Genomic DNA, 12,553 nt, shown 5'->3' with positions numbered 1-12,553 from the left:
CTTCGTAAACGTCAATTTACCACGAAAACCTTAAACTTTAAACCTGAAACTTTATTAAAGCTACTGAGACACTGAGACGCTGAGCCCCTGAGCCTTCGTAAACAACAACTCTTCCATAGACTCCAACTTTAAGCACATCGCAACAGCTATGCTAACTATGTTACTATGTGGTTTAACAAAAAAGGCTATCGAATTTTTAATTTTACTATGCGTTAAATCCAAGTAGTAAATAAATTTTACCACATAGGGACATAGTTTTCATAGAATTAAAGCTGCTGAGACCCTGAGAAGCTAAGCTCCTGAGCCATCGTAATCGTCAAATCTTCCCTAGACTCCAACTTTAAGCACATCGTAACAGCTATGCTAACTATGTTACTATGCGGTTTAACAAAAAAGGCTATCGAATTTTTAAGTTTACTATGCGTTAACATCGTGTAGTAAAAAAATTTAACCACATAGGGACATCGTTTTCATAGAATTAAAGCTACTGGGCTACTGAGATTCTGAGACACTGAGATGCTAAGCCCAGAGCAAACGTAAACTTCAATTTTCCCGAAAACCTGAAACTTGAAACCTGAAACCTGAAACCTGAAACTAATACCGCAACAGCTCCTCCATCTTCGCCTTCACCTTCTCCGCATTCGGGATCATGGTTTGTTCCAAAGTGCTGTTCAACGGGATCGCAGGTAGGTTTTCGGAACCGATGACCATCACAGGCGCATCCAAGTCGCGGAAACATTCCTCTTGAATACGACCCGCCAAGCTGCGCGCAAACGAGTTGTTTACCGGCTCTTCGGTCACCACCAAACATTTCTTGGCTTTGCGAACCGATTTGAAAATGGTATCTTCATCCAACGGGTATAAGGTGCGCAAGTCGACAATTTCCACCTGCGTCGCCATGCCCGCCGAGGCATTCAACGCCCAGTGTACCCCCATACCGTACGTAATCACCGTAAGGGTTTCTTGGGTTTCCTGCGGCCATATTTCTTGCACGATATTCGCTTTTCCAAACGGCAATAGGTAGTCTTCTGACGGTTCGTTTACGCGTGCCATATCCGTACCTTTCACCTTACTCCAGTACAAGCCTTTGTGTTCCAAAATCACCACCGGATTCGGGTCGTAATAGGCCGCTTTTAGCAAGCCTTTCAGGTCGGCACCATTACTCGGATAGGCAATTTTAATCCCGCGAATATTGGTCAACACACTCTCCACCGACGACGAGTGATAAGGGCCGCCGCTTCCATACGCGCCAATCGGCACGCGCAAGATCATACTCACTGGCCATTTTCCGTTGGTTAAGTAATTGGAACGACTCACCTCGGTAAACAATTGGTTCAAGCCCGGCCAAATGTAATCGGCGAACTGTACCTCAACAATGGGTTTTAAACCAACGGCGGACATTCCCACTGTAGACCCTACAATAAAGGCTTCTTGAATGGGAGTATTGAACACGCGGTTGTCGCCAAACTTCTGGGCCAAGGTGGCTGCCTCACGGAAAACCCCGCCCAAGCGTCCGCCTACGTCTTGACCGTACAGCAAACATTCGGGATGTTTCTTCATGAGTTCTTCGACCGCAAATAAGGCGCAATCGACCATGACCACTTTATCTTCGCGTTGGGGGGAACGCTCCCCGACTTCTTCCGTAACGGGTGTTGGAGCAAAATCATGTGTAAATAAATCTTCAGGACGCGGATCTTCTGCGGCCAACGCCTTTTCATAATCCGCTTCCACTTGTTGCAGCACGGTGGCTTCGATCGCTTGTAATTCGCTTGCTGTGAATCCGGCATCTAGCATTTGCTGCCATAAAACGGGATACGGATCGCGCGAACGGGCTTCGTCCAAGTCGTCACGGTACCATTCCATCCGCACACCCGAAGTGTGGTGGTTGAGCAACGGCACTTTGGCATGTACCAAAAACGGACGGCGTTCGGTACGTATCGTCTGGATAACCTGTTCCAGTGCGGTATAACTTTCTATAAAATTGGCCCCATCAATACTAATGGCTTCCAAACCATGGAATCCTTTGGCGTACTCAAAGGCATTTTGGGCACGGGTTTCTTTGGCATTCGCCGAAATATCCCAGCCGTTATCTTGTACCAAATACAGGATCGGTAATTGCTTTAAGGCGGCCATTTGAAACGCTTCCGCAATTTCGCCCTCGGTAACCGAGGCATCGCCGAGCGAACAAACCACTAAAGGCAGATCACCCGCTTCTTGCGTCAAGCCCATACTTTCTTTGTACCAAAATCCCATGGCAGCCCCCGTAGCGGGAATGGCTTGCATCCCTGTCGCAGACGACTGGTGCGGAATCTTGGGTTTGTCGGCATCGCGCAAACTCGGGTGGCAATAGTAGGTGCGTCCCCCCGAAAACGGATCGTCACGCTTGGCCAACAATTGCAACATCAAATCATAGGGCTGCATCCCGATTCCCAACAACATGGCGTCGTCACGGTAATAAGGAAACGCATAATCTTGGGGGCCCAATTGCATGGCTACCGCAATCTGTATCGCTTCATGACCGCGCGAGGTGGCGTGCACGTATTTGGAAACGGTTTTAAAATTCGCTTCGTACCATTCGGCCATGGTTTTGGCTGTCACTAAGGTCGTAAACGCTTTTTCAAGTATTTTTTTATCTAACATATCCATGGGGTGCGTCAAGCGCAAATTATTGAGCGGGCACAATCCATCCAAACGGATCGGCTTCTTGTTGTACTTTCATCGCATTCAAGGTATCGTTGACCATGTGCGAAACGGGATTGGCTTCAGGCAAGGTCAACGTGAAATCGTTATTGCCAATGGCTTCTACCATGGCGATTCCTACTGCGGTTCCGGTTCCGAAGGCTTCTTCGAGGAGTCCCGCTGCATGGGCCGCTTTGATTTCATCCATGGTAATCGGACGCTCGGTCACTTCATACCCTTTGTGACGCAACAAGTCGATGACACTCATGCGGGTAATTCCGTTGAGAATAGAACCGCTCAAACTCGGCGTGATGAATTTCCCATCTACTTTAAAGAAGATGTTCATGGTCCCCACTTCTTGGATATAATTGAAATCGTGGGCATCCAACCATAAAACTTGGTCGTAACCTTGGGCTTTGGCATATTCGGTCGGACGAATGGCTGCAGCGTAGTTCCCTGCGGCTTTCGCTTCTCCAGTTCCCCCGTTAACGGCACGCACGTATTTTTTCTCCGCGTACAATTTGATTTTACGACTGAAAAAAGGTCCGGCCGGTGAAGCCATGATGATAAATTTATAAGAAGTCGCCGCACGCATTCCGATAAACGCCTCATCGGCATACATAAACGGACGCAAGTACAATGCACTTCCTTCTTGGGTTGGAATCCATTCTTTTTCAAGGGCCACAAATTGCTTCAAAGCCTCCACGAACAAGTCCTCTGGAAATGCGGGCATGCCCATACGATCGGCACTGTGGTTTAAGCGCTTCGCATTTTCTTCAGGGCGAAACAACAAGGGCGTTCCGTCTTGTCCAAGGGTGGCTTTCATTCCTTCAAAAATCGCCTGACCGTAATGCAACGCCATGGTAGCAGGGTGCGTCGGAATCAAAGCGAGGGGTTCGATACGCGGGTTGTGCCACGCGCCATTTTCATAGTCACAGATAAACATGTGGTCGCTAAATCGCGTTCCCATGACAATGTTGTGAAAATCCACGCCGGCCGCTTGCGACTGCGCTACTTTCGTAATTTTTATTTCTTGCGTCATTGGTATCATTCTTTATTTAGTAGGTTGTATTGGTATCAAATTGTTCGAGGTAATCGCCCACCTTGCGCAGGAACGAGCCGCCGAGGAAGCCATCCACGACGCGGTGGTCAAACGATAATGAAAGGAACATCATACTGCGAATGGCAATCTCATCCCCTTTTGCGGTGGTAATCACTTCGGGACGTTTTTTGATGATGCCAAAGGCTAAGATGGCCACTTCGGGTTGGTTGATAATGGGTGTTCCCATCAAACTCCCAAACGTACCCACATTGGAAATGGTGAAGGTACTGCCTTGAATTTGTTCGGGTTTTAAGGTATTGGTGCGCGCACTTTCGGCCAATTGATTTACATCAGAAGCTAAAGCGGCTAAATCTTTGGTGTCGGCGTTACGCACTACGGGTACAATTAAATTCCCCGTAGGCAATGCGGTCGCCATGCCGATATTGATGTCTTTACGAACGAAGATTTTGGTATCTTCTACGGCCACATTAATCAACGGATACGCCTGAATTGCTTTGGCAACAGCCTCCACAAAAAGCGGCGTGAAGGTAAGCTTCTGTCCCGTTTTGGCTTGAAAGGCCTCTTTGTGGTTATTGCGCCACGCCACGAGATCGGTCACATCCACTTCGAGATAGGACGTAACGTGGGGTGAAGTTTGTTTTGAATACACCATATGATCGGCAATCATCTTGCGCATACGGTCCATTTCGATGATATAATCTTTCCCTTCGGTATAATTGATTTTCGGTTTGGGATAGGAAGACGTGGGTGGATTTTGAACCACGGGTTTGCTTTGCACCGGGTATTTGCGGTTTTTCAAATACTGGTACACATCGCTTTTTTGCAAACGACCGTCAGCTCCTGAACCTGGTATCAACTGCAATTCTTCTATCGATAAGTTTTCTTTTTGTGCGATGCTAATGATGAGCGGCGACAAAAAGGTGGTGCCTCCCTGACGCAATTGCGCCACGGATGAAGGTGCGGCAGAGGCATAGGGCGAACTCGGTTCTGCGACTTGTGCGGACTGCTGCGTCTGCGACTGTGACTGCGACTGAGACTGCAACTGAGACTCCCCTTCAGACGCTTCAATCAACGCCATCACGGTTCCTACAGGTACCACATCGTTTTTTTGGAAACGAATTTCTTTAATAATTCCCGAAACGGGTGATGGCACCTCGCTGTCTACTTTGTCGGTGGCGACTTCCAAAAGAGTCTCTTCGGCCGCGATATAGTCCCCGACATTTTTCAACCAACTGATGACCGTCGCTTCAGCAATACTCTCCCCCAATTTGGGCATTCTAAATTCAACCATTGTATTAGTTTCAGGTTTCAGGTTTCAGGTTTCAGGTTTCAGGTTTAAAGTTACACCCGACTTAGGGAATAAACTTTAAAAACGAAAACCGGATATTTATTTCTTTTTAAAATCGTTTAATGTTGCATAAAACGCTTCTTGTGTGGGTCGGTCTTTGGGGATTTCCCGTAAAGGTTCGACCACTTGTAGCGTTTCATAACATTCTTGGGGCAATTGTTGGTACAATTGGGTCCCTTTGGTTTTCCAAGCGATCATCTCGTCGGAAACGTCTTTAATGATTTCGGCGGGATTGCCGACAACCATTTTTCGGTTGGGAATTTGCATACCGGCTTTGACAAACGCCAAGGCACCAATAATGCATTCGTCGCCGACATTCACATCATCCATCAACACGGCATTCATTCCGATGAGGCAGTTGGCCCCAATATTCGCGCCATGAATAATCGCGCCATGGCCGATATGAGCCCCGGCTTTTAAAACCATCGTCTTACCCGGAAACATGTGCAGCGTGCAGTTTTCTTGCACGTTACATCCGTCTTCGATGATGATTTCGCCCCAATCCCCACGGATGGCAGCACCGGGTCCGACATACACGTTTTTCCCAATAATCACATTCCCCGTAACCGAAGCCTGCGGGTGGATAAAGCTACTCTCGTGAATGACCGGAATGAATCCTTTGAATGCGTAAATCATATTTTTTAGATTAAAGAATAAAGACCATTGCATTGCAAGAAAAAAGAAATCTTAGTATCGCAACCACTTTGTTCTTTCAGCGAAGCGGTCTTTGCTCTTGCAGCGAAGCGGTCTTGCTTCTATTTAAACTTTTCCAGTTTTTGTTTCGTGAAATCACTCAGTACCAAACGGCCGCTGATGGCTGCGCGTTCGGCGAGTAAGGTATCCCAATCGTCGGTGCCGCGCCAGAAGACTTTCTTCATTTCAAGCATGGCTTCGGGATTGTAGGTGCACAGGTGTTGTGCGAAAGCCCAAACCGCAGCATCCAATTCTTCTAACGTAGGGAATACTTGTGCAAACAATCCTTTCTCACGAGCCCAAGATGCTTCATAAAACGTATTGGCATCAATGGCAATCTGCGAGGTTGCGGAAACCCCAATTTTACGTTCAATGGCGGGCGACACCACAAAGGGTCCGATTCCTACATTGAGTTCGCTCAACTTAATTGCGGCAAACTGGGTCGCCATACAATAGTCGGTTGCCGCAGCAATACCCACGCCACCGCCTACGGTTTTCCCTTGAATACGCCCGATGATGAACTTCGGACATTTGCGCATGGCATTGATCACGTTGGCAAAGCCCGAGAAAAAAACTTTTCCTGTAGCGGCATCGTTGATGGCGATGAGTTCTTTGAAACTTGCCCCCGCACAAAACGTACGGTCGCCGCCGCTTTGCAGGATGATGACTTTGACGTCGTCGCGTTGTCCTACTTCGGTAATCGTTTGTGCCAATTCGGCTAAAACGGCGCCTGGCAGTGAATTTTGCTCCGGATGAAAAAACTCAATCGTCGCGATATTTTCTTGTATGTGGTGTTTTACGTAAGGTTCCATTTTTTTTGTGATTAGTGATTAGTGACTAGTGACTAGTGATTAGTGACTAACATCTTGTTTCATTCCTCTTGCTTCTTGCTTCGCTTAAGCCCTAGCCCCGATAGAGCCGATATCCTCGCAGCGGAGCGGAGAGATAAAGGCGAAAGCGGGAAATAGCTCCTCATTCTTACAGTACATCAAACTGTTCAAAATGGTGGTTCAAATGTTTGCGTTCGAGCAAATAACTCTCGTAGCGGTTCAAATGACCAAAAACCATATTTTTCATCACGGCTTCAGGGTTTTGCTTGAAGAAGTTTACATAGGCCTCACGCGCTTCCCAGAATTTGGCTTTGGCGGTAGCGAGATCCGGGTGGATCAAGTCTTCCAACTCCCCTTTCTTCATCGTTGGGAATGCGGTTCCTTTCGGGAAGGGCTCGTAATTGTATAACGAATGGTGTACTTTATCCAAAATTTTCTCGGGGGTGGCAATCTCGAAATCTTGCTTTTCGCCCGACATGATGCGGTAGCCTTCTTCCAAATGTTCGATCAAATGTTGCGCGGTGAGTATCCCCCATTTCGGTTGAGACGCTTCCGTTAATTTGTCCAAACAGGCTTGGATTTTCTCGGTAGTCATTTCCACAAAAACGGTTTGTTTTTTCTGCACCATGGTGAGAATCGTGGCCACGGCTACCAATTCGTCTTCGCTGTCAAAAACTTCAACAAACCATTTCACAATACCGCTTGGATGTTCGGCCGAAGTGACATCGCGCTCGATTTTTTGTTTGCACGTTAAGCGCACATACACCGTATCGTTATGGTACAACGGACGTAAGAAACGGCATTCTTCCAACCCATAGTTGGCAGCTACCGGTCCCTTGTTGGGGTACACGAATAATCCGGCGGCAGCCGAAAGAATGAAATAGCCGTGGGCGGTACGTTTTTCAAAAATACTGCCGTCTAAGGAGGTGATATCGGTATGGGCATAGAAATGATCCCAGGTCAGGTTTGCAAAGTTGATGATATCGGTATCGGTGATTGTCCGCTTGTGTGTTTTCAACGACATACCGGGCTGGATATCTTCCCAATGGTACTGGAACGGATGTTGGTCCACTTCTTTGTATTTCGCATTGGCTTGGTAGATGCCCGTGATTTCGGTTAAGGTAGTGGGCGAACCCTGAATTGCGCAGCGTTGCATATAGTGTTTGATACCGCGCACTCCGCCCATTTCTTCACCGCCACCGGCGCGTCCGGGACCGCCGTGAACGAGTAATGGAAGTGGCGAACCGTGACCGGTGCTTTGTTTGGCATTTTCGCGATTGAGCACGAGAATACGGCCGTGGTGCGATGCAGCGTTGACCACATAATCTTTGGCGATGTCATCGGAGTTGGTAACAATCGAAGACACCAACGAACCTTTCCCCATTTGGGCCAATTCGATGGCTTCGTCGAGGTTTTTATACGGCATGATGGTTGACACAGGACCAAACGCTTCGATTTCGTGCACAGCAGTATGTTCGAAAGGTCGGTCTTGACGCAATACGACAGGCGCGACAAACGCCCCTTGGGTATCGGCACCTACTAAGGATACCGCATCCCAATCCCCACCGTATACGATCTGACTGTGTTGGGCGAGTTCGTTCACGCGCCCTTTCAACACTTCGACTTGGTGTTTGCTCACCAAAGCACCCATGCGAACTTCTTTGAGGCGTGGGTCGCCAATGGTTACTTTATCTAAGGATTTAGCCAAGGCATTTTGCACGTCGTCCATCAAATTTTCGGGGACAATCATACGGCGAATGGCAGTACATTTCTGTCCGGCCTTCACGGTGATTTCGCTACGCGCTTGGTTGATGAATAAATCAAATTCGGGGGTTCCCGGCACAGCATCAGCGCCTAAAATAGACGCGTTGAGCGAGTCGGCTTCCATAGTAAACGGAACCGCTTCTTGGATGATGCGCGGATGGGCTTTCAATTTACGTCCAGTGGCTGCCGAACCCGTGAAGGTAATCACGTCCTGACTTTCTACCGTATCAAAAATATTGGTCACGGTACCACAAATTAGTTGCAACGCCCCTTCTGGAAGAATATTAGACGCGATGATTTCACGCACCACCGCTTCGGTTAAATACGACGTCGACGGCGCTGGTAACACCACAGCAGGCATGCCCGCCATCCAGTTGACCGCACATTTCTCCAGCATTCCCCAAATCGGGAAGTTAAAGGCATTGATATGAATGGCAACCCCTTTTTTGGGCACCATAATGTGGTGCGCCATGAAGCGACCGCCACGCGACAAGTCGATGGGATCCCCTTCTACGTGATAGGGTTGGTTGGGGAATAATTTGCGCAACGAAGCATTGGCAAACAGGTTCCCGAAGCCCCCTTCAATATCGATCCAGCTATCCACGCGGGTAGCACCCGTGCGGTAACTCAGATCATAAAATTGTTCTTTGCGTTTGTTCAAGTAGAGCGCCAAACTTTTGAGTCGATTCCCGCGCTCCTGAAAAGTCATTTTGCGGAGTTGCTCACCGCCTTTGGTGCGACCGTAATGCAAAATGGCTGGGATGTCCAATCCTTCTACAGAAGTCTCTGCAATGAATTCGCCGGTAACCGCATCGTAAGTGGGTGTTCCCGACCCGTTGGCGGTGGTCCACTGACCCAAAACGTAATGTTGAATTGTTTTCATAATTTATCTTTTGACGTTTGACGTCGTTTGATTTTTATTTTTTTGGAGCAGGACGTTTAGTGTTCTTTACACGCATTGTCCCGCTATCCGCTATATCCCTCCACTGCGTTCCGGGGATGCCGCTCCTATCGGGGCTAAACCGTCACGCCCTATTTCTTTACGCGCGCTCAATGATGACTGAATAGCCCTGGCCCACGCCAATACACATGGTAATCAAGGCGTATTGTTTACCCGTTTGCTGCAATTCCAAAGCCGCAGAGTAGGCAATGCGCGCACCTGTTACACCCAGTGGGTGACCGATGGCGATAGCTCCTCCGTTCGGGTTGATGCGCGGATCGTTATCGGCTAACCCTAGGGCACGAATACACGCGATGCTTTGGGCTGCGAAGGCTTCGTTGAGTTCAATCACATCCATTTGCTCAAGCGTTAAACCCGCTTTCGCTAAGGCTTGCTTGCTCGCCTCTACGGGTCCGATTCCCATAATTCGGGGTTCGACCCCGACTACTGCCGAACTGACGATTCGGGCTAAGGGTTTCAGGCCGTATTCGGCTACAGCTTTGCTTGAAGCGACAATCAAAGCTGCGGCTCCGTCGTTTAATCCCGAAGCATTTCCGGCGGTAACGCTACCGTCTTTACGGAAAGCGGGACGGAGTTTGGCCAATCCTTCCATAGAGGAATTGGGTTTGATAAACTCGTCTTTTTCAAAAACGATGGGATCGCCTTTGCGTTGGGGAATGGTTACGGGAGCGATTTCTTGTGCCAAGCGGCCGCTTTGTTGGGCAGCGGTTGCTTTTTGCTGACTGAGCAAGGCAAAGGCATCTTGGTCGGCACGGGAAATTTGGTACAAATCCACTAAATTTTCAGCGGTTTCCCCCATGGCATCGGTGCCGTACATTTCGTGCATTTTGGGATTGACGAAACGCCATCCAAAACTGGAATCGTACATTTTGCTATCGGTACCATAAGCGGCTGAAGGTTTGGACACCACGAGTGGTCCGCGGGTCATGTTTTCAACACCGCCTGCAATAAATACCTTACCGTCGCCGGCTTGAATGGCGCGGTGGGCATGAATCACAGCCGATAGTCCGGAGCTGCACAAACGGTTCACAGTTTCTCCCGGAACGGTATAGGGCAAGCCCGCTAAAAGAAGTGCCATACGCGCCACGTTGCGGTTGTCTTCACCGGCTTGGTTGGCACAGCCTAAAATCACATCGGCATAGGCGTCTGTGGGGATTTGTGCATTGCGTTCCACCAAGGCTTTGATGACGTGAGCCGCCAAATCGTCTGGGCGAACGGCAGCGAGCGTTCCTTGGTAATTTCCGATGGGCGTTCGAAGGCCGTCGATGATGTAAGATTCCATATTTTTTTGTTCATGATTGCACTGGGCAATCGATTTTTACTGATTCACTGTATTGAGCAGGAGCCCCTAGCCCCGACCTACCTACGGCAGGCAGGTTTCGCGGGAAAAAGCTCCTATAAAAACTACCATTCGCGTTCACTTCGGAAGACCGTTCCTTTGAACAGCGCGACGGTGGTTTCGTTTTTGTTTATGGCTACGGCATAGAATCCGAAGCGGTTTTTGAGGGCTTCCTCGGTGGCGGTGGCGGTAATCACATCCCCGACTTTGAGGGTTTCCACATGGTTGATGGACGTATCGATACTCACCGATTGGCGTCCGTGGGAGTTGGCGGCAAACGCTAGAGCGCTATCGGCCAACGCATAGGTGATGCCTCCGTGTGCGATGCCAAATCCGTTGAGCATTTCTGCACGAACAGTGAGTGACAAGGTACAGGTTCCGTGGTCAATGTGCACCAATTCGATCCCTAGCCATTGGCTAAAGGCGTCGTTGGAGAGCATGGTATGGACGATTTCGGAAGGCGTCATTAGAGTTATGAATTATGAGTTATGAATTATGAGTTGTTAGTGACTTGTGATTAGTGATTAGTGACTAGTGACTGGTGATTAGTGACTAGTGACTAGTGACTAGTGATTAGTGATTAGTGACTGGTGATTGGTTTATTTCTATTCATTTTTTTATCTAACTAATTACTAGTCACTAGTTACTAGTCACTTTTATAAAACTGTTGATTGGTTTTGGCCATTCGACGGAGGAGCGGACTGCAGCGGTAGCGGTCTTCACGGTATTCGTCGTAGAGCGCATCGAGTTTGTCGACACACCATTGAATCCCGAGTTCGTCGGCCCAAGCGAGGAGTCCCTTGGGATAATTCACCCCTTTGGTCATGGCATTATCGATGTCTTGTACGGATGCGACATTCAGGAAATGCGCATCGGCGGCTTCGTTGATAAGCATGACGATGACCCGTTGAAAAATGCATTGTGCCAACGCGGTATCTTCAGTGGGTTGCGGCATTGCTGTGCTGTAATCGTAGAAACCACGACCCGACTTTCTTCCGTAGAATCCGGCTTCCGAAAGGCGTTTTTGCGTAAACGATGGTTTGTACCGCGGATCAAAATAGAAAGAGGTAAACACCGATTCGGTTACGGCATAGTTCACATCATTTCCGATGAAGTCCATGAGTTCGAACGCCCCCATACGGAACCCGCCCACTGTTTTCAACGCCCAGTCGATGGTAGCAAAGTCGGCCATCCCTTCCTCATAAATGCGTAAACTCTCACTGTAAAAGGGTCGGGCCACACGATTCACAATAAATCCGGGAGTGTCTTTGGCAACGGCTACGACTTTCTTCCAGGAACGAATGGTTTCCACCGCGGTTTGCAACACGGTTTCTGCCGTTTGCACCGCAGGAATGACTTCGACCAACTGCATTAAGGGTGCGGGATTGAAAAAGTGAATCCCGATGACGCGATCTGCTTTTTGACAGGAAGCGGCAATGGACGCGATGGACAACGAGGATGTATTGGAGGCCAATATAGATGTTGGCGCCACGATGCTTTCGAGTTCGGCAAACAACTTGCGCTTCACTTCTAGGTTTTCCACGATCGCTTCAATCACCAAATCCGCATCGGACAAGTCGGACAAAGACGTCACATAGGTCGTGCGACTTTGAATACCAGCTTTCGTCTCGGCGGTGATTTTCTCTTTTTCCACCAATTTGGACAAGGTCACTTCGAGTGCGGCTTTGCTTTTATCCAATGCCCCTTGGTTTACATCAAACAATTTTACGGAGCACCCGGCGGTGGCCGCCACTTGCGCGATACCGCTGCCCATGGTCCCCGAACCGATAATCGCCACTCGGATTAACGATTGATGATTGTCGATTGTTGATTTTTGATTATTACTTTCTATCATGGTAATGCTGCTTTGAAATCA

General features: G+C 48.6%; 9 protein-coding genes. All 9 read right to left on the bottom strand.

Annotated elements, in window-relative coordinates; translation table 11 throughout:
- Positions 1-594: 594 nt before the first annotated feature.
- Complete coding sequence (locus BUC17_RS10700; protein ID WP_073364181.1) at positions 595-2,640, bottom strand: alpha-ketoacid dehydrogenase subunit alpha/beta; 2,046 nt, start codon at positions 2,638-2,640, stop codon at positions 595-597.
- Between the two features lie 25 nt (positions 2,641-2,665).
- On the bottom strand, positions 2,666-3,721 hold the full coding sequence (locus BUC17_RS10695) for a branched-chain amino acid aminotransferase (RefSeq protein WP_073364179.1): 1,056 nt from the start codon (positions 3,719-3,721) through the stop codon (positions 2,666-2,668).
- 16 nt (positions 3,722-3,737) lie between these two features.
- Entirely contained in the window at positions 3,738-5,033 is a 1,296-nt protein-coding gene (locus BUC17_RS10690; RefSeq protein ID WP_073364176.1) for a dihydrolipoamide acetyltransferase family protein, read from the bottom strand.
- 96 nt (positions 5,034-5,129) lie between these two features.
- Entirely contained in the window at positions 5,130-5,726 is a 597-nt protein-coding gene (locus tag BUC17_RS10685; protein ID WP_073364173.1) for an acyltransferase, read from the bottom strand.
- Between the two features lie 119 nt (positions 5,727-5,845).
- Positions 5,846-6,595, bottom strand: coding sequence for an enoyl-CoA hydratase/isomerase family protein (locus BUC17_RS10680; protein WP_073364171.1), 750 nt, complete (start codon positions 6,593-6,595; stop codon positions 5,846-5,848).
- Positions 6,596-6,761: 166 nt separating this feature from the next.
- Positions 6,762-9,260 carry a phenylacetic acid degradation bifunctional protein PaaZ gene (gene paaZ, locus BUC17_RS10675; RefSeq protein WP_073364168.1) on the bottom strand — a complete coding sequence of 833 codons (2,499 nt, stop codon included), beginning with the start codon at positions 9,258-9,260 and terminating at the stop codon, positions 6,762-6,764.
- A gap of 157 nt (positions 9,261-9,417) precedes the next feature.
- The gene (pcaF, locus tag BUC17_RS10670) at positions 9,418-10,620 is read right to left on the bottom strand and encodes a 3-oxoadipyl-CoA thiolase (RefSeq protein ID WP_073364166.1); all 1,203 of its coding nucleotides are present in this window, start codon (positions 10,618-10,620) and stop codon (positions 9,418-9,420) included.
- Between the two features lie 122 nt (positions 10,621-10,742).
- Entirely contained in the window at positions 10,743-11,144 is a 402-nt protein-coding gene (locus BUC17_RS10665) for a PaaI family thioesterase (RefSeq protein ID WP_073364163.1), read from the bottom strand.
- Positions 11,145-11,323: 179 nt separating this feature from the next.
- Positions 11,324-12,532: a 3-hydroxyacyl-CoA dehydrogenase NAD-binding domain-containing protein gene (locus tag BUC17_RS10660; protein ID WP_234977709.1), complete on the bottom strand. Its 1,209-nt coding sequence runs from the start codon at positions 12,530-12,532 to the stop codon at positions 11,324-11,326.
- Positions 12,533-12,553: the final 21 nt, after the last annotated feature.

This window comes from Flavobacterium fontis, from assembly GCF_900129405.1.
Taxonomy (GTDB): domain Bacteria; phylum Bacteroidota; class Bacteroidia; order Flavobacteriales; family Flavobacteriaceae; genus Flavobacterium; species Flavobacterium fontis.
This window is presented reverse-complemented; position numbering and strand designations above follow the sequence as displayed.

Bases quoted from the DNA above. Each gene is read 5' to 3' on its own strand.
- BUC17_RS10700 (WP_073364181.1), bottom strand. From the start codon at position 2,640: ATGTTAGATAAAAAAATACTTGAAAAAGCGTTTACGACCTTAGTGACA.
- BUC17_RS10695 (WP_073364179.1), bottom strand. From the start codon at position 3,721: ATGACGCAAGAAATAAAAATTACGAAAGTAGCGCAGTCGCAAGCGGCC.
- BUC17_RS10690 (WP_073364176.1), bottom strand. From the start codon at position 5,033: ATGGTTGAATTTAGAATGCCCAAATTGGGGGAGAGTATTGCTGAAGCG.
- BUC17_RS10685 (WP_073364173.1), bottom strand. From the start codon at position 5,726: ATGATTTACGCATTCAAAGGATTCATTCCGGTCATTCACGAGAGTAGC.
- BUC17_RS10680 (WP_073364171.1), bottom strand. From the start codon at position 6,595: ATGGAACCTTACGTAAAACACCACATACAAGAAAATATCGCGACGATT.
- paaZ (WP_073364168.1), bottom strand. From the start codon at position 9,260: ATGAAAACAATTCAACATTACGTTTTGGGTCAGTGGACCACCGCCAAC.
- pcaF (WP_073364166.1), bottom strand. From the start codon at position 10,620: ATGGAATCTTACATCATCGACGGCCTTCGAACGCCCATCGGAAATTAC.
- BUC17_RS10665 (WP_073364163.1), bottom strand. From the start codon at position 11,144: ATGACGCCTTCCGAAATCGTCCATACCATGCTCTCCAACGACGCCTTT.
- BUC17_RS10660 (WP_234977709.1), bottom strand. From the start codon at position 12,532: ATGATAGAAAGTAATAATCAAAAATCAACAATCGACAATCATCAATCG.